This is a genomic window from Bacillus sp. Xin1 (genome assembly GCF_013314535.1).
Taxonomy (GTDB): domain Bacteria; phylum Bacillota; class Bacilli; order Bacillales; family Bacillaceae_G; genus Bacillus_A.
The window spans coordinates 133,550-151,956 of record NZ_JABUAE010000003.1 but is presented as its reverse complement, the minus strand read 5'-3'; the positions used below and the strand labels follow the sequence as shown (position 1 = coordinate 151,956).

At 32.1% G+C, this 18,407-nt stretch carries 18 protein-coding genes and 5 pseudogenes; 18 read left to right on the top strand and 5 right to left on the bottom strand.

What is annotated here, in order from left to right; all coding sequences use genetic code 11:
- Positions 1-99 precede the first annotated feature (99 nt).
- On the top strand, positions 100-966 hold the full coding sequence (gene speD, locus HRG09_RS06025) for an adenosylmethionine decarboxylase (protein WP_174099849.1): 867 nt from the start codon (positions 100-102) through the stop codon (positions 964-966).
- Positions 967-1,141: 175 nt separating this feature from the next.
- Here the strand turns inward: speD and HRG09_RS06020 are convergent, their stop codons facing one another.
- Positions 1,142-1,579, bottom strand: coding sequence for a cell wall hydrolase (locus HRG09_RS06020; RefSeq protein ID WP_174099847.1), 438 nt, complete (start codon positions 1,577-1,579; stop codon positions 1,142-1,144).
- Positions 1,580-1,862: 283 nt separating this feature from the next.
- Here HRG09_RS06020 and HRG09_RS06015 point away from each other — a divergent pair.
- The 3 genes and pseudogenes from HRG09_RS06015 to HRG09_RS06010 all read left to right on the top strand — a co-directional run bounded on the left by HRG09_RS06015 (position 1,863) and on the right by HRG09_RS06010 (position 3,673).
- Positions 1,863-2,415 (top strand): annotated as a pseudogene (locus tag HRG09_RS06015) (TetR/AcrR family transcriptional regulator).
- 81 nt (positions 2,416-2,496) lie between these two features.
- Positions 2,497-2,689 (top strand): annotated as a pseudogene (locus tag HRG09_RS28755) (oxidoreductase); the annotation flags it as partial.
- Between the two features lie 246 nt (positions 2,690-2,935).
- Positions 2,936-3,673 (top strand): YrrS family protein, encoded by a 738-nt coding sequence (locus HRG09_RS06010; RefSeq protein WP_174099845.1) that lies wholly within the window; start codon positions 2,936-2,938, stop codon positions 3,671-3,673.
- A gap of 84 nt (positions 3,674-3,757) precedes the next feature.
- On the opposite strand, the gene HRG09_RS06005 is transcribed toward HRG09_RS06010, so the two are convergent.
- Complete coding sequence (locus HRG09_RS06005; RefSeq protein WP_174099843.1) at positions 3,758-4,294, bottom strand: GNAT family N-acetyltransferase; 537 nt, start codon at positions 4,292-4,294, stop codon at positions 3,758-3,760.
- A 218-nt stretch (positions 4,295-4,512) separates the two neighbouring features.
- Here HRG09_RS06005 and HRG09_RS06000 point away from each other — a divergent pair, with 218 nt between their 5' ends.
- Positions 4,513-5,019: a DUF3189 family protein gene (locus tag HRG09_RS06000; protein WP_174099841.1), complete on the top strand. Its 507-nt coding sequence runs from the start codon at positions 4,513-4,515 to the stop codon at positions 5,017-5,019.
- Between the two features lie 30 nt (positions 5,020-5,049).
- Here the strand turns inward: HRG09_RS06000 and HRG09_RS05995 are convergent, their stop codons facing one another.
- Positions 5,050-5,760 (bottom strand): hypothetical protein, encoded by a 711-nt coding sequence (locus HRG09_RS05995; protein ID WP_174099839.1) that lies wholly within the window; start codon positions 5,758-5,760, stop codon positions 5,050-5,052.
- A 562-nt stretch (positions 5,761-6,322) separates the two neighbouring features.
- Between HRG09_RS05995 and HRG09_RS05990 the strand changes: the two are divergent.
- The 4 genes and pseudogenes from HRG09_RS05990 to HRG09_RS05975 all read left to right on the top strand — a co-directional run.
- Positions 6,323-6,709 (top strand): annotated as a pseudogene (locus tag HRG09_RS05990) (MFS transporter); the annotation flags it as partial.
- Positions 6,709-6,993: pseudogene (locus HRG09_RS05985) on the top strand (alpha/beta fold hydrolase); the annotation flags it as partial. The pseudogenes HRG09_RS05990 and HRG09_RS05985, both read left to right, overlap by 1 nt.
- A gap of 235 nt (positions 6,994-7,228) precedes the next feature.
- Positions 7,229-7,348: pseudogene (locus HRG09_RS05980) on the top strand (glycosyl hydrolase family 8); the annotation flags it as partial.
- Positions 7,349-7,771: 423 nt separating this feature from the next.
- Positions 7,772-8,287, top strand: coding sequence for a GrpB family protein (locus tag HRG09_RS05975; RefSeq protein WP_174099837.1), 516 nt, complete (start codon positions 7,772-7,774; stop codon positions 8,285-8,287).
- 54 nt (positions 8,288-8,341) lie between these two features.
- On the opposite strand, the gene pdxR is transcribed toward HRG09_RS05975, so the two are convergent.
- Entirely contained in the window at positions 8,342-9,790 is a 1,449-nt protein-coding gene (gene pdxR, locus HRG09_RS05970; RefSeq protein WP_174099834.1) for a MocR-like pyridoxine biosynthesis transcription factor PdxR, read from the bottom strand.
- A gap of 157 nt (positions 9,791-9,947) precedes the next feature.
- Here pdxR and HRG09_RS05965 point away from each other — a divergent pair, with 157 nt between their 5' ends.
- From HRG09_RS05965 to HRG09_RS28750, 9 genes are all read left to right on the top strand, one after another.
- Positions 9,948-10,859, top strand: a complete 912-nt coding sequence (locus tag HRG09_RS05965) for a DMT family transporter (protein WP_174099832.1) — start codon at positions 9,948-9,950, stop codon at positions 10,857-10,859.
- Positions 10,860-11,049: 190 nt separating this feature from the next.
- Complete coding sequence (locus tag HRG09_RS05960) at positions 11,050-11,541, top strand: GNAT family N-acetyltransferase (protein WP_174099831.1); 492 nt, start codon at positions 11,050-11,052, stop codon at positions 11,539-11,541.
- 112 nt (positions 11,542-11,653) lie between these two features.
- Positions 11,654-12,100 (top strand): NUDIX domain-containing protein, encoded by a 447-nt coding sequence (locus tag HRG09_RS05955; RefSeq protein ID WP_174099829.1) that lies wholly within the window; start codon positions 11,654-11,656, stop codon positions 12,098-12,100.
- A gap of 459 nt (positions 12,101-12,559) precedes the next feature.
- The gene (locus HRG09_RS05950; protein ID WP_174099828.1) at positions 12,560-12,817 is read left to right on the top strand and encodes a heterocycloanthracin/sonorensin family bacteriocin; all 258 of its coding nucleotides are present in this window, start codon (positions 12,560-12,562) and stop codon (positions 12,815-12,817) included.
- A gap of 165 nt (positions 12,818-12,982) precedes the next feature.
- Complete coding sequence (locus tag HRG09_RS05945; protein ID WP_174099826.1) at positions 12,983-14,011, top strand: serine hydrolase domain-containing protein; 1,029 nt, start codon at positions 12,983-12,985, stop codon at positions 14,009-14,011.
- Positions 14,012-14,040: 29 nt separating this feature from the next.
- Positions 14,041-14,184, top strand: coding sequence for a hypothetical protein (locus tag HRG09_RS05940; RefSeq protein ID WP_174099824.1), 144 nt, complete (start codon positions 14,041-14,043; stop codon positions 14,182-14,184).
- A gap of 287 nt (positions 14,185-14,471) precedes the next feature.
- A complete protein-coding gene (locus HRG09_RS05935; protein WP_174099823.1) occupies positions 14,472-15,680 on the top strand; it encodes an L-lactate MFS transporter in 1,209 nt (402 codons plus the stop codon).
- A gap of 528 nt (positions 15,681-16,208) precedes the next feature.
- On the top strand, positions 16,209-16,529 hold the full coding sequence (locus HRG09_RS05930) for a hypothetical protein (RefSeq protein ID WP_254610036.1): 321 nt from the start codon (positions 16,209-16,211) through the stop codon (positions 16,527-16,529).
- A gap of 4 nt (positions 16,530-16,533) precedes the next feature.
- The gene (locus HRG09_RS28750; protein ID WP_254610035.1) at positions 16,534-16,812 is read left to right on the top strand and encodes a hypothetical protein; all 279 of its coding nucleotides are present in this window, start codon (positions 16,534-16,536) and stop codon (positions 16,810-16,812) included.
- Between the two features lie 427 nt (positions 16,813-17,239).
- On the opposite strand, the gene HRG09_RS05920 is transcribed toward HRG09_RS28750, so the two are convergent.
- The gene (locus HRG09_RS05920; protein WP_375335750.1) at positions 17,240-18,103 is read right to left on the bottom strand and encodes an erythromycin esterase family protein; all 864 of its coding nucleotides are present in this window, start codon (positions 18,101-18,103) and stop codon (positions 17,240-17,242) included.
- Positions 18,104-18,407: the final 304 nt, after the last annotated feature.

Below are 18,407 nucleotides of genomic sequence, written 5' to 3'. Positions count from 1 at the left end.
CTAATTCAAAAGAATATGCATGAAAAAGTTGTAGTATGGAATTATATTGCGTAAAGGGTTTATCAAATATTATTGAACAACAGAATGGGGAATTTTATCATGAAACTAACACCAGAGCAACGGATTCAATTACATGGATTCAATAACCTTACAAAATCATTAAGTTTTAACATGTATGATATTTGCTATACAAAAACAAAAAAGGAACGAGAAGCTTATATAGAATACATAGATGAACAATATAATGCAGACAGATTAACTAAGATTTTGAAAAATGTCTCGGATATTATAGGAGCACATGTATTGAATATTGCTAAACAAGACTATGTACCACAAGGCGCAAGCGTAACTATATTAGTATCAGAAGGTCCAGTGGTAGAAGTGCCAACTGAATCATTCACTGAATCTCCTGGACCTCTTCCAGATTCAGTTGTCATGCAGTTAGATAAAAGTCATATTACAGTACATACGTATCCTGAATATCATCCGAATGAGGGTATCAGCACTTTTCGAGCAGATATTGATGTAGCTACATGCGGTGAAATCTCACCTCTTAAAGCGTTAAATTATCTAATTCACTCATTTGATACAGATATTATGACAATTGATTATCGTGTTAGAGGCTTTACAAGAGATATAACAGGTAACAAATTATTTATCGATCACGAAATAAGTTCTATCCAAAATTACATTCCAAATAACGTGAAAAATCTCTATGATATGATTGATGTTAATGTCTATCAAGAACATATTTTCCATACAAAATGTAAACTAAAAGAATTTGATTTGAACAACTATCTATTTGGATATACCCAAGAAAAGTTACCCGAAAAAGAACGTGAGGAGATTACAAAAAAATTAAAAACGGAAATGGATGAAATATTTTACGGAAAAAACATGAATCATGGCTTAATTGAAGAAGGCTTGAATGATAATGCTTCTCCGGAAAATAGAAACAACTTCTAGGTCCATTTAGCAATTAATTATGGAATCTTAAAAAGGAAAAGCCTTGCTAATAAGACTTTTCCTTTTGGCTAACTTTTGAACGAGAAGAGGAAGTTAAGAATGTTTTAAAGGTATATTCATTTACATAATCCTCATTATTTGTAGTAAATCTTTGAAACACTCATAAAATAAACACTTATTTTCCAGCATATACTTTTGGGCAATCCGCTTGTGTTGGTTGATAGAAACAATGTTCCTTGAATTGTCCTGCTAATGTCTGATTCCACCAAACGGGCGGACAATTTCCTGTAGGATTAAAAAACCAGAGGGAATTAGTTGCGGGATGCCCTCTCCAATATTCCAGGCATTTTCTTGCCAGTTCCTTATCAGTTTCTCTTGCACGTTGATAAAAATATCCTTTTGTTACAGCTTCGAATGAATAACTTCCGCCTTGTTGTTGATACACCATTTGCCCAATATTTGTAATCCCTTTAAAGTCTAAACAATTACACATCACTCTGTTCACACCGACATTTCCAACATCCAGCATCCCTTGTTGGCCTTCGCCTTCTGCTTCTGCTCTTATTAAACGAGCTAACAAGTCCACATCAGTTTCTGTGTACGAGATTCGCATGAATATCCCTCCATTCTCTTTATAAATATATGTAAAAAGAATAAAAAACACGAATTAAAGTTTGTGAAAAACAGGCAATTTCACGCACCGCATTTATATAAAAAATAAAATAATCAAAACTAGCAATCGTATATGAACAGCCTATCTCCGTGCATATCAATTCTTTGTATAGTTAATGTTTTGTATTTTTTATTACAATAGTTGCTACATATAGAAGATTTGCATAAACTAAAATTAGAACAACCGTTTAATTTTTTAGAATTCAATCGAAAGGAGAACACTGTTGAATAAAAGACGTTATGACAGTGAACAAGCAAAACAAGTAATAGCTGAAAAAGCAACCGAATTATTTTCTATAAAGGAGTATGCAAAGACTTCTGTTGAAGATATTGCGAAAGCCTCTGGTTATAGCAAAGGACATATTTATTATCATTATCAAAATAAAGAAAACTTGTTTGTGTATTTGGCGAAAAAGGGTATGCAGCAATGGGATGTGAAATATCAAACAGCAACAGAAAAGTTTTTATAATTACATAACACCTTTACTAAGAGCTGGTCAAGAACTTGCATCAGATCCTACCACCAACCCTTCTACAGTGCAGAAACTATATGGATTAGCAAATATCCCCCTACAAGGATATCAACATATTTTAGAAGAAAGAATTAATAATGATGAATTTAAAATAGAGGATATTGAAAAGACAAGTATTCTATTAGGTTCGTAGTTAGGTGGCTTATGTCAATTTATCCACACAGTTAAAACTGAGGAATTACAACGTTTATTCGAAGAGGTGATCACTATATTTTTGTTATCTATTTCTAAAAAGAATTCGTAATTCATACTCGCCTTTTATTTCGTTTTCATGCAGAGAAATACAACTCATGGAGGAGAGAACTATGAAAATAGCGCTATAATGAATAAGCCAAAAACAGCAGAGAAATTTGCAAAAATTGCCCTTAAAGGGATAGAGAGAAATCAATTAATTATTTGTCCAATGCCTTTTTAAAAAAACGATGGATATATTTTTTACAATTTTTCCATTTGTTCATAAAAAATTAATGCGATTTGTTTGTCGTGTTGCTCGTAAAGCAAAACTAATACAGAGTTAAGTTTATTGCGTTTTAACTTATAGTTATTATGGTTGAATCAAAAGGAAGGGCAAAAAATAGTTATTGAAGTTCTGAATATTAAAATGTAATATAAAAAAGCAGGTTTACTAATACATATGTATTTAAAATAAAGGTTAGTGTAGGTGATAAGGGGAAAAGAGGTAAGAACTATATATAGAATTCGGAATTTAAAGTAATGAAAGTAGCATACAGTTTCACTGTAACAGTCACATGGAGGTTCCAGGAATGGGGATTAAAAGTAGGTTTCAAGAAAAACAACAATCACGTCGAATGCGCGGTGTTATTAATATTGGATTAAGTATAGTATTACTGACAGTCAGCATGGTATCTTATCAGTTATTTTTTACTGATCAAACAAAAGGAAAAGAGCGTTCAGAAGAAAAGAAAGTAGCACAATATGCATCTGAAGAGGCGAAAAACAAAAAAATAGAGGAACAAAAAACAAAACAATCCGAAAAAGATATATCAAAAGAACAAATAAACAATGAGATTGAAAAACAAAAATTAATAGAACAGCAAAATCAAGAAACAGAAAGCTTGAAAGAAAAAGAAAAAGAAAAACAGAACAACGAAAATCAAGTAAAAAAACAAGAAGAACAAAAGAATAATAAAGTCGAAGAGCAGAAGGTTAATGAAGAAGTAATAAATAAAAATCAATCGGACAAAAATGCAGATCAAATAGAACAAATAAAGCAATGGGAACCAATTGGTACAGAACAAGGGACAAAGCCTGCTATGCAATTTCAAGAGGGAACGACAGATTGGAATGAGATGAAAAAGGCAATTTCCTATGCTGTTAATGTTCCTGAATCACAACTCATTTATGATTTCATCGGAAATAATGGAACAAATAAAGCATATGGAAATGTGCGAAATAAGCAAAGCAATAAAAAATATACAGTATATATTGATTGGGTTGAAAACAAAGGGTGGAAACCAGTATCTGTTCAGGCTGTAAAATAAGTATACCGGCAAATGCATCATAAAATTAAAAAATGTAAAAAAAACTCTCCCGAATGGAGAGTCTTTTTTACATTTTCGATATCTCTACTGTTCATTTATGTGGTTTTCTTTTCGTTTATCAAATACGAACAGGTTAAGTTCTTCATTGTCATTAGGCAATCGAATCAATCGTTCAAACTGCAATCCTACTTTTTTAAGCAGCTTAGCTGAGGCATAATTGTCTTGGGTAGTAATCCCTACAATACGATTTAACCCTAGCTTATCTTTCCCATATAACATTACCGCAGAAGCTGCTTCATAGGCGTATCCTTTTGCCCAGTACTTTGGGAGAAAAGCGAATCCAATATCAACATCTTCCAAGGAATCTCTTTTTACGAGACCACAAATTCCGATTGGAACATGATCCTCTTTTCGCTCTACTAAAAAAAGACAGAAACCAAATTGTTCATACATGTGAATTGGTCCATTCAAAATATAGTCTCTTGCATCTTCTAGGGTTCTTACACCGCGATCTCCTATAAATCGTAGCCAAGAGGGATCATTCAAAAGCTCAAGGATAAACGCTGCATCTTCGGTTGTTTGTAGGCGAAGAATAAGCCGCTCTGTTTCGAGAATATTCAAAAGAAATACACCATCCTTTCAGTAATATATAATTATATCTTATCTAAATTAGAAGCGGAATAAGAATATCATTGCCATTATGTTTATCATAGTTTTATCACAAGCAAAAATCACGAATTAAAACAAGGAAGTTATAAAATCAAAATCTCTCTTGATTAGTAAATGTTGAAATGGTGATACTTATAAATATTGAATGTGAATGAAAAAGGAATGAGACTATGATATTTATTTACACTGATTTCGGTGGAACCCATACAACTTCACTTGCAGCAGCATACCATTTAAATAAACTCCCCACTGATCGAAAACTGACTAAAGTAGAAATTTTAAATGTAGACTATTTCAATAAACTCAAAACTTCAGATATGGGAAAATTAATTTTTCGAGGGCGAGACGAGGGAGGAAATCCAGTTTACACAATAGGACACGGAACAGAAAAGTTAGTCGTTCCAGCAATGAAGAACTTAGGAGAGATCCTTCAACAGCAATATCAAAATAAGGAAAAAATCATTTTTTCAAATACATCACCAACAGTTCCACTTCCCATGACATTTGGAGGATTATTTTCAAGAAGATTACATATTGATTTTATTGGTGTACCATTACTCGTATGGGGAGCAAAATTGTGTTGCGATAATATCCAACGACTTGTTAGTTATACAAAAGAAGCTGGTAGAATGACTAACGATTCTGTTGTTATTTTAGAAAACGAGACTTTCAAATAAAAAATGCAGGATTGCAATCCTGCATTTTTTCTATATTAACTCTACCTTTTTTCGAATCACAATTTTATCAATATCATCTTCTTCATCACCAATATATAAGCCACGTTCTTTTAAGTATGTTTCAAAATATAAATCCGCTTCTGCACGTTCATCATAAGGTTTAACAGACAAAACAAATCCTAATTTGTTTTGTCCCTCTAAATGTGAGGTAGAGATATAAGCAGGAGTATTATGGCGTAAAAAGAGTTCTTTAACAGGAATAATCATATCTTTCATTAGTTTTGATAGCATGCTCATCTCAAAATCAAAATTAAAACGATCGATACTAGATAGATCAGCAAATACCACTCCAATAAACCCTGTATTAAATACTTCTTGAAATTCAGCGTCTTGATTATCGTAAAAATTTTTTTCAATTAAGTAATTTTTAAAATAAGCAACACCATCAGCTTCTTCAAAAGGTTTTGTTGAAAGAACAAAACCGATTTTCTTTTGTTTATGTAAATACACACAAGACATATGTGCTGATATATTATGTTCTTTAAACAAAGAACTTGTTGCACCTGCCAAACCATCTAATACATGATGGACAATTTGTAACTTTTTACGAGCAAAATAATAGGATTTTTTTTGTAGTTCCAATGTATCAATAAACACAGAGCCGATAAAGCCTGTATTTGAGATAGTAGGTGTATGCTTTTTTCTTCCTCTGCGCTTGTTTTGAGCCATTGTAAAAATCATCCCTTCAAGTACGATTAAAATAAAAGAACGTTTGTTCGTATATTTATATTTTACTATTTAATCGCTACAAAGTAAAGAGATTTTCACCAGAAAACAATAAAAAAGACACCTTTTAAAGGTGCCTTGAACGTGATGGGGAAGAGGTTTCGACCCACTTAATTTGTAATTTATATTATGAAACAGAGACAAGCTCTTCTGCATCGTCTACATCTAAATGACAATCCATTGTACGTACATCTTGATCTTCATGACTTCCGAAATAAATAGTAATTTTCATATGTATCGCTCCTTTATTCTAGGAATACCTAAAATAATTACTAGTAATGTTACTGCTTATTATATACCACTTTTTCTATTTCGACAATCTTATCCAGTTTATAAAATATCTTTGTGAATATTAAGAATTTTTGTTACGATACAATTAATTAAACGCAAGGAGGAATTAACATGTCAAAAACTTTAAAAACATTCTTAAATGAGGGAAGAGGAGTGAATAGCATTTAAGCTAACTTAGCACTCCTACTTCCGCAAAGAATATAAATATCGGAAAGTAGGAGAACGTTTGAAGAAATATACACTAGCAAAACATAATATTTCTATTTTATTTTGGGTTCATTTTTTTGGAACAATTAGCTTTTTACAAGCGGTTATGACGTTGTTTTATGTGGAAAGAGGATTAACTCCTTCCAATATTTTTCTCGTATTAATGTGCTGGAGTGGAGCGGTTCTAATTGGAGAAGTACCAGCAGGCGTGTTTGCAGATCGGTTGGGTTTAAAACTCTCTTTTATAACAGGCGCTTGCATAAAGATTATAAGTATTTCTATATTGTTTTTTGCTGATGATATATGGTTATTTTGTTTATATAGTTTATTAAATGGTTTATCAGTCACTTTCTTCTCAGGTGCTGATGAATCTTTAATATATGAATCTTTAAAAGAAACAAATGAGTAACAAAAGAAGTAAAGCGAGCAAACAATCTACTCAGTATGTTTAATCATGCACTGCTTAAAGGTGATGCTTACTACGAGGGGAAATTAAAAGAAATAAATATACCTGCACTAGTTATTCATGGCACAGAAGATACGGTACTTCCGTATGAGCATGCTTTGGCTCTTGTTGATGAAATTCCTAATGCATCGTTACTAACACTAGAGGGAACCGGTCATGAAATTCATTTCGACGATTGGGCTAATATAATTAACGATATTTTGAAACATACTTCAAGAGTATAGGAAACTACACAATCAAAATAGACACCTAAGAAATTTTTCACTTCTAAGGGTGTCTATTTTTTATTGAAACTTAAGCAAGTTACGTTCACAATGAAATAGAAAGTGTGTGGATATCATCAAAGCAGAATCGTTATTAAATAATCAACGATTCTGCTTTTTTCAGAGCTTAATAATGTTCTTTACTCGTTTGAATGTTTTCTATATTTTCTTGTAACAACTATTATAAGCGGGGTACCATAGTGGTTGGGATTGGATGAAAAATAAGCAAGAAAGCTATTTTAGTGAAAGTTATAATCTATTAACTATGTTATTTATTACAGGGAATTGGTGGAAGCCAGTACCATTTTGGTGTTAAAGCGAATGGTGACTGAAGCATTACAATTGAATAGTATAGAAAAGATGGTCGCAGATGTAGTGTGGCCCCACCTTTTCTATACTTACTAATCTAACTAATCCAATACATAAAAAGATTCTAAGAGAAGATCCATAGAGTCTTACTAATATGTAGCGAAAAATAGGGAGGGACCCTAATGTCTTCGTTATTATTTGTGAATTTTAATTATAGTTTGTGCCAGGTGTAACGAAATCTTTAGAAACGTTTAGACAAAAGTACATCAGGAAATTTGAGTAATAGTATATCGGACTTTTCTTCAAGTATTCATAGTCTGTATAAAAACAGAACCTGTTTTTGCAAAAGTTCGAAGGTTTGGTGAAGGTCCGGATGAACAACTTGTTATATTAAGAAGAAACATACAATTACGATAAGGAGGAATCGATAATGGCTGAAAAAACAAGAGTAATAGAAATCAAGCCTTATAATCCTGAATGGAAAACGGAATTTCAGAAAATCAAGCTGATGATTGAAAGTTATATTGGAGATTTAATTTTAAGAATTGAGCATGTAGGGAGCACCTCTGTTGAAGGGTTAGCAGCTAAACCAATTATTGATATTGATGTGATTATAGAGAGTTATGATATTTTACCTGACATTATAAAACGATTAGAAAAAGAAGGTTATCATCATCAAGGAAATCTAGGTGTTGAAGGACGTGAAGCCTTTCAAAGGAATAAAGAAGATCATGTTATGAAATATCATCTCTATGTTTGTCCAAAGGATGGGAAAGGCTATTTAGAGCATATCGCTTTACGTGATTATTTATCATCGAATAAGGCTGCACGTAAAGAATATGAAGAATTGAAATATGGATTAGCCGAAAACTATCGATATGATATTAATAGTTATTGTGAAGAGAAAACTGATTTTATAAACGAGGTTTTTGATAAAACGATTTAAAAAAACTAAGAAGGAATAAAAAATCCTCTTCCTTATGAGAAGAGGATTTTTCTATCATTCCATCAACTCTCGAACAATCTCACTTAATTGATAAATTCCTTTCGTAAGCTCTTCTATAGATGCATAAGCATAAGATAGTCGAATATGCTGATCAGATTCTTCTTCATAAATACGCCCTGGGTTAAGAAGTATTCTCCTAGATAACGCCTTTGAGTATAGTTTTTTCATTGAGATTTTCGGTTTTATTTTTAACCATATAAAAAATCCACCACTAGGAACATTCCATTCTGCAATATTCTTACAGTATATATTCAATGCTTTAAGCATCACGTATCTTCGCTCCTGTAGCTGTTTTCTCACAGATTCTACATGCCTCTCATATAAGCCGCTAGATAACCATTCAGCAGCAACTCTTTGTGATAAAGAACTAGAACCATAATCCGTTTGCATTTTTATATCTGATAATCTTTCAATTACAGGTTCGGGACCGATAATCCATCCAATCCTCAAACCTGGACTTAGCGTCTTTGATAAACTACCGATATGTAATACATGTCCGTGTTTATCCATTGCTTTTAATGGGAAAGGAGGTGATTCATCAATCCATAACTCTCGGTAAATATCATCTTCAATAATAGGAAGTTGTTCTTTCTCACATATTTTTATAAGTTCTTTCCGCCGATTTTCTGACATTAAAGTTCCGGTTGGGTTATGAAAACTAGGAATAGAATATAAAATTGTTTTCTCACCATTATATTTATTTCGTCTAGATAGATCACTTGGTAAAATCCCTTGATGATCGATTGATACCCCTGATAAATGCATGCCTGCTGATTGAAATACATGTAGCGAATAGAGATATGAAGGTTGTTCAAGTAATACTGTAGATCCTTTATGGAGAAGACCAACAGATATCAACTGTAAAGCCTGCAAGGCACCAGAGACAATTAATATGGAAGATGGAGAAACTTGAATACCAAATGATTTTACATAATTACTAATAGCTTCACGTAAAGGTAGAAAACCCTTTGGTTCTTCATATCCAAAAACAGTGAGATTTTTAGATACTTCTTGCATGACTGATTGCATTGTTTCTAATGGGAAAATATCAGAAGCAAGTTCCCCTTTACTAAGGTGAATGAATTTTTTATTTGATTCCACTTTATTAATTTCTTGAACCATTCCTTTACTTGGTTTATGTAAACCTGCTTTTACATACTCATCCCAATTAGGCGGTGGGTCAGTAGCTAATAGGGTCCATGTATTATTAACCACAATTGTACCCATACCCATCTTTCCTTTGATTAAACCATCTGCTGTTAGTTCCTCTAATGCAGTAATAACCGTACTTCGATTCACATCAAATATCTGTGCCAATTTTCGTTGGCTTGGTATTTTGCTACCTATGGGCCATTCTCCATTTGTAATTTTTTCTTTCATATAATCCATAATCTGTTGGTACTTAGGAGATTGTTTATTCAACTTTCGATCATACGTACTCATAAAAAGCTCCCTTTTTTCCACTAATGAACTGGAAAGTGGTTGGTTTTTTCATTAAAGAAGTGGTTGAAGACATTTTATCAACGATTGAATATTATGAAAAGAAATAATTAGAAAAGAACAAGTGGTTGACTTTTTCTATATGAAAGGAATGAATGATATGAAAAATAGTAATTGGAATTTCCGTATTTTATTTGCGCACTGCATTACGATTGTTCTTTGGGGTTCTGCATTTCCTGGAATTCGTGTTGGTCTTGAAGCATATACACCGGAACACCTTACACTACTACGTTTACTAATCGCTTCATTCGCTTTATTTATTTTGGCAATCATAAGTAAAATGCGTCTACCAGAATTAAAAGACATACCAGTAATATTCATACTAGGCGGCTTGGGTTTTACCGTTTATCATATCACCTTAAATTATGGAGAGAAAAGTGTGAGTGCAGGCCCTGCAAGTTTGATTGTATCAGTCACCCCTATCTTTACTGCAATTCTTGCTGTTATATTTTCCCATGAAAGATTTAAACTATGGGGATGGATAGGAGCAGCAGTTAGTTTTATAGGGGTAGCATTTATATCAATGAGTACAGGTGATGTATTCCAATTCAATGCTGGTATATTACTTATACTTCTTGCTGCATTTTCAGAAAGTCTATTCTTTGTTTTTCAAAAACCATTTCTAAAACAATATGGAAATCTGCCGTTTACTGTATATACGATATGGGCAGGAACTTTATTAATGCTAATTTTTTTACCAGGACTCGGCTCTGAAATAGTAAAAGCTCCTATAGAGATTACTCTTAGCGCTGTGTATTTAGGTCTTTTTCCAACTGTACTTCCTTATATTGCTTTAGCTTATATAACTTCTCATTCTGGAGCCTCTGAAGCAACGAGCTCACTTTATTTAACACCAGCATTTGCATGCTTTATCAGCTGGATATGGTTGGGAGAGATTCCAACTATGTTATCTATACTTGGGGGTGTCATAATAATATTTGGCGTTGTACTTGCGCATATAAAAAGCGAAAAAGATCACTACATACGAGTGAAGAAAATAAAAAGTTTATAAATAAGTTATATTCACTTTGAATATTTCAAAATCCATAAGTAAAAGAGGAAATGAATGGAATGGGACGAATCTAGAAAAATACGAAATCTTTTCGGAAATGTTATTAAGATATTTGAATTCCACAAAGAAACAATTACTAAACAAGGGTTTTTCAATAAATTCATAATCAGTTATTTCAAAGGAGTTTTATATGGTAAACATACAATTAAAAATCGTGACAAGGGAAAACTGGGAAGAAGCACTAAAATTACAAGTATCCAACAAGCAAAATCAATTTGTACCACCTGTAGCTGTATCACTTGCAAAAGTATATATCAAACCAGATGGCGAAAATGTAGAATATATACCGTTTGCTATATACGACAACGATATTATGGTTGGGTTTATTATGCATGCCTTCGATAGAAATACAGTGGACATGTATTGGATTAATGGTTTTATGATTGATGAAAAATATCAAGGAAAAGGATACGGAAAATCCACTTTAGTAGAAATGATTAAATGGATTACCAATCATTTTTCTCAGTGTAAAGAGATTCGTCTAACTGTTCATAAAGAGAACACTCGAGCAAAAAAATTATATGAAAGTTATGGTTTTGTAGATCTTGGTCATGTTTATGATGGAGAACAAGTATATTGTTTAACTTTAATTAAGAAAAAACGTGAAAATAAGATTATTTAGAGGTGTATTCAAAATCCATTCACGATAGTTATAGAAGAACAAAAAATAATAATAAGGATGTAACGAAAATAAATACTATAGAGCAGTTACTGCATAAAGAGGAGGAACCTAATTGAAAACAAAATTCCATCATATTGTAAGAGGGATTATTATAAAAAATAACAAACTTTTAATAGCAAATTACAAAGGACATTATTCTTTTTTACCAGGTGGTCATGTGGAATTAGGAGAACCTGCCGAATGTGCATTAATTCGCGAATTAAAAGAAGAAATAGGTATAGATTGTGAAGTTACGCGTTTTTTAGGAGTGATTGAAAACGAGTGGCAAGATAGTGAGACGCTTCATTATGAAATTAACCATGTTTTCGAAGTCTATAGTAAAGACTTACATAGTGATATAACACCGATTTCTAAAGAATCTCATTTGGAATTTCATTGGATTATTCCTAATTATGAAAATCTAATTACATATAAAGTAATGCCCGAACCCTCTGTTCAAAGATTAATAGAAAAAGTACAAAAAGAAGATTTATCAAATTGTTGGATTAGCAATTTATAAAGTATTTTCTGCATAGCGTTGGGTACTTAAGTGTTAATAATACTGCATAAGTACCCAACTTATTCTTTCCCACTCCAATTTGCTTTGAAATTCCCCACAGTTTCTAGGATTTAATACATGAACAGCTTCCCAAAAAGAGCTGGAATCCTCATCAAGTAAAAATAATCCATTCACCCTGATAAATTTAAATACCATTTTCTAATTCCATATTATTAAAATCACTTTTATTATTTCATTTATAAAAATGAATCCAACATACAAGCTATCTAAAAATAGGCAACCGAACAAGGTACATCACCCAGTAAAAGCTCATATTTTGTTGTTGTACGTATTGAAATTGATTTATAGATTCTATATTTATCGCTGTTTATTACAAAGATTAAATAAGCAAAAAACATAGAAAAACATCGATGAATTGCGCTGGATAGAAGCTTTAATTTATAAACGGAGGTCATAAAAATGAATGAATTTCAACAAGAACTGCAATCATTAAATTTAAATGATTATCAAGCTGGAAATGTTGTGTATTGGGATCAACAAAATCAATATCCATATTATTATGTTCAGGAAGATGCTCGTCAACAATTTGGTGGTTGTGGACGTTGCGGTGGATGTGGTGGTTGCGGGCGTTGTGGCGGATGCGGACGTTGCGGTGGATGTTTCAGATGTTTCAGCTGCTTTAGTTGCTTTGGTTGCTGGAGCTGGTGGTTCATTTAAGTTTGAAACATAGGTAAAGTTTTGTATGAAAGAAAAGTGCATATACATGATTGGATTACAAAAGCACTTTTCTTTCATTTTATAGAATAGACAAATTAAAGGATAACTTCTGTTTCTAATGAATTTAATATTCGATATAGAGTTCATAACGAGGTGAATAATACATTGGATACATATCAGAAATTAGTTTCATGGGTAGAAGAAATAAAAAAACGGAATCATAGTTCCGCAGCAGCACTTTTTATTATAAAAGATAATGAAGTGGTACTTGAACATTATAGTGGAAAACATTCTAATACTGAAAACAGCGTCTCCATTACAGCTTCTTCACAATTTAATGTTGCTTCGGCTAGAAAAAGTTATTTAGGTTTAGCAGTTGCATATGCACTTTATGAAGGGAGGATAAAGAATCTCGACGAATATGCAGCTGATTATTTTAAAGACTATGATAGAAATTTGCTTGCTAAAACAACATTAAGACATTTAGTAACCCATTCGCATGGTTTAAATGAAAAAGAAGAGGGGACTATTTATCGAGAATTTGAACCTGGAAAAGGGTGGGCATATAGAGATATTAACGTACATATGATAACACGTCTTATTTATCAGCTATACCAAAAAAGTTTCCCTGAATTATTAAAAGAACGTATTTTTATACCTGCAGGTTTTAAAGAAACAGGATGGAGAAAAAAGCATTATGAGAATTTGGTAAAGGTAATAGTAAATCCTCATGAAGAAGCAATTTATAGTACTGGGATATCAGATGATGGAACAGAAAAAAATCTTTTTGTTTCTGCTAGAGAATTCGCCTATTGGGGAAATTTACATTTAAATGAAGGATACATAAACGGGAAACAAATTGTACCGAAAGAGGTCATTAAAATTGCAACAAGTCTTCAAAGTCCAAAATACGAAAACATGGACTTACCACAAAACGGGTGCTTTTGGTTTGTGCAAAACACACCAGCTTTACAAAGCGAACTTGGGGAAAGGGTACCTAAAGGTTCGTATCAAATATTAGGCATTACAGGACCCACCATTTTAGTTATTCCGGAATACAATGTTGTCGTCGCTAAAATGTATAACAAAAGATATAACTATGGAGGCGAGAACTATCTGTATTATTTACGAGAATTTAGCAATTTAGTCGCTGATACATTTCGTGTCAGTAAAAATGACTCAATTAGGGTATAACTACTTTTATAAAAAAGGAGTGAGCCTTAATGAAAAAGCAGTCGAACAAAAATAATAAACAAACTGTAAAAGATATGAGTACCGAACAAAATGCTATATATAGTGATCCAAAAGATGCTGCCAATATGCAAACTGTTCCCCAACCAAAAGATTATGAGGAAATTGAATATTAATTATACGACTTTCTTACGAAAGAAAAATACATCTTTAGCCTCATAAAAATAATGATAATATTTGGTACTATATGTATATAAGCATTTGAAAATGTCTTATCTTAACACAGCTTTTTACAATAAACCCGTATATAATCTAATCGACAAAAAGACGTTTCTTAACGAAGCGTCTTTTTGTTTATTTTATACAAGATACAAATTTCCAGTCTTAAATTAGTATCTTGCATTTCATTGCGGAAATACTAAATTGTGATAAATCATAACATGATAAGAGAGGGACAGTTAGCATGAAACAAACATCTATAAATCCATGGCTTATTGTCCTAGGCACAATCATTGTACAAATTGGTCTTGGAACGATTTATACATGGAGTTTGTTTAATCAACCTTTAGTTAATAAATTTGGATGGGATCTTAATACTGTAGCTATAACCTTTTCCATTACCAGCTTTTCTTTATCATTTTCAACTTTGTTTGCAGGGAAATTACAACAAAAAATGGGACTTCGAAAACTTATTGCAACCGCAGGGATTGTTCTTGGGATTGGATTAATACTTAGCTCGCAAGTTTCCTCATTACCATTACTTTATTTACTCGCTGGTGTCGTGGTAGGATATGCAGATGGAACAGCCTATATCACATCATTATCAAATTTAATTAAATGGTTTCCAAATCGGAAAGGTTTGATCTCTGGTATATCAGTCTCGGCTTATGGAATGGGAAGCCTAATTTTTAAATACGTGAATGGAATGCTCATTGATACAGTTGGTGTTTCGGAAACTTTTTTATATTGGGGTATTATTGTATTAATTTTAGTCCTTGCGGGATCTTACTTCTTACGTGAAGCTGTGACAAATGAAACAGTATCTGAAACATTAAGTCATAACTACTCACCGAAAGAAATGTTACGCACAAAACAAGTTTATTTATTGTTTTTTATGCTATTTACATCATGCATGGGTGGCCTATATTTAATCAGTATGGTAAAAGATATCGGAGTTCAACTCGTAGGACTTAGTGCTGCCACCGCAGCCAATGCAGTTGCGATGATTGCGATTTTTAATACTGCAGGCCGAATTGTTCTTGGGACATTATCAGATAAAATAGGTCGATTAAAAATTGTTTCAGCAACTTTTGTTATAATTGGCTTATCTGTTTTCACACTCAGTTTTATGAATTTAAACTACGCTATTTATTTTACTTGTGTTGCAAGTGTGGCATTTTGTTTCGGAGGAAACATTACTATATTTCCGGCAATTGTGGGTGATTTCTTCGGTTTAAAAAATCATAGCACAAATTACGGAATCGTATATCAAGGGTTTGGTTTCGGAGCGCTTGCAGGTTCATTTATTGGAGCGCTATTAGGTGGATTCCAGCCAACTTTCAATACAATCGGTATACTATGTATTGTTTCCTTTATTATTTCTATTTTCATTCGACCACCGAGCAAAGAGAAGAAGAAAGAAACACAAAAATTATATCGAAAAACAGCTTAACATTTTGCATGTGTTTTGTATAAAAAAGAGCCCTAATTGAATATTAGGGCTCTTTTAAGAGGGAATTAAATTGTTTATTTCCAGAGTACGTTACCATAAAGCAAATTATAACAGTCAATTCCCTATGCGATTTTGAATCCACTATGTAACAACCAAATTCCACAAATGCACCTAATAGACTTAAAATAAATAAGCCTTTAAATATTTTTTTAATGTTAACCCTACATTGAATTAAAAATTTCTTAAACGTTCTCCACTTATATCTTTTCTTTTTATGAGGTTTTATTTCATCCATCTACAATCATTTTTTCTACTAATAAATAATAATAAATGACATCCTAATAATTCCATATATTCACAAGTAATAAAACAATTATTTTAAGATGAAACAGATATGGGAGGAACGATACTTGATAACCAAGAATATTCCATTGAAAATATATTAGAGTAATTGATTCAAAATATTACTGAAAGTATAACCTTTTAATCATTATGTACAGAAAAAATAGAGGGGGAGGAGGGATAACTATGCAAGTATATAACGAAATATTTAAAAGCAAAAAACTTGAAGAACTTATTCTGAATGAAAGCGGAGAAGTACTAGAAAGTTTGAATAAAAAAGAGATGTTTATTAGTAGATTTATTGATTATTTTACAAAAGCATACGGTAATTCGAAATGTAATTACATTGATCTATTTGATATTGACAGTCCAGACTATACTAAAATTGAATTAATAGATAATAAAGTGATTGTTACTGCTTCTTTGTTCGCAGGATTGTCTATTTATATATTTTCCTGTCGTTATTACAAACAAATAATACATAAAAACAAATGGAAAAAGGGGTAAAACCATGGATTATAACACATTTCTTAAACAAGTCATTAATGGAGATTGGGAGTCAACTCAAAAAGGTTTTATTGTTTATACTCCTGAAAAAACTATTGCATATTTTGAAGATATCTCAAATGAAAAAGATATATTTTTAGCTGATTTTAAGTATGTTGAAGATTTATTTTTTGAGACATGTTCTAATGTCATAGAAAAATTTTCTCATTCCGAAAATAATAAAGATGTATTTGTACTCGCATTGTACGTCGTACTGAGGGAGGCTACTTTGGTATATCAATAAATACCGAACAAGCATACCGAAAGATAGTTGATAAATGGTATTCTGATGAATCAGAAGAAGAGCTTAATAACTTATATGGAATTCGGTACCATGATTCATCATTTCCGTTTACCTTTTTCAATGAATTAACCACCCCACAATTAGAAGAAATCTCAAATGCATACTATTGTATAAATACGGAGCATCCAATACTTAATGTTGAAAGAAAGATAGCATTTCATAAATCGTTTTTTGAAGAGCAGCTGGTTTTAATAGGAATCAATGTAATGAATAGACTTAAAAACACATTTTCGTTGTTGGATACAACAGAAGATTTCTTTGCCTATGTAACTCTACATGATGTTGGTGCTGAAGTTTACGAATTGTTAATTAAAAAAACGGTTCCTTATTCATTGTTCAATAAGCTATTTCCAGAAAACAAATGAAACTAACTATTATAGTTAGCGTAATCAAAGGGGATTCCAAATCTCGATTTTACTTCATTTGGAATATGCGCTTTTAGCGTATCAATTCGAATACTGACTGATTTTTCTAGAAGTTTTACATCATAGGATGCTTTAGGCGCTACTTGTTTTAAATCATTTGAATGTTGTTGAATGAATTCTTTTACTTTTTCGTATTTAAACAAAAGAGAAGACTGCATCGTTTGGAATTCTTCATAAGAAGAAACAGAACGGTATTTCACTATTTCTTCTTCCGCTTCTACGAGAAGTTTCCCTATTTCAGGGTTCAATTTACTAATCCATTCATTTGCAGTTGTTGCAAATGTAGCAGTAGAGGCATTCCACGGTATTCGTATATCAAATCCCGTTAAAATAAGGGGCGTTCCTTTTTCTTTTTGTTCTTTTATGTATTGAAATAATTCTTCCACATCTTCTGTAGACCACACGTTAGAAATAGCTTTCTTCATAGCTTGTTCAGCTGTTAAATCATCTATATTTTGATACACAACATTCGCTTCTGTAAAGCCTGATTCAAATGCAATTACATCATAACCCATTTCTTCATGCAAATACTTAATCATCCGAACTTTTGATTGATTCATTTCGGTTGAACCATGAGTAGATTCACCTAATAAGACAATACGTTTGTCTTGTAAGGTTTTCTTTAAAAATGATAAATCCTCATTAGAACTAGCAGTAGTTGGTTCCTGTAATTTAACTGCATGTTCACTAACCCATTTCTGCCATTTTTGTTGATCTGCAGGTAATTCTTCAGCAGATGCTACTGTTGAAAATGTTGTTAGTGCAAATAAAGTAGTTACTAATCCTTTTTTCCATTTCGAAAACACACATACCCCTCCTAAATTTTTATAAACTTTATCACATAAATCTAATCATTTATGATTCATGTAAACAAAATGGATGCAATTAGATTTGCACATCTATACTAAAGGATATAATTTATACAAATCAAGAAGAAAAAGGAAATAATTCTCTTAAATTTAAAAATTCTACAAATTAAAAAGATGTAAAAATAATTCCCAGAAGAGAACCCGAGAAAGTATGCTATATAGTTGCTCCAAAAATAAAGCAGATAGCAGCAGAAAAAAAGGAGGGTATGAAGATCAACAGTGAATAAAAATGTTACTCCAA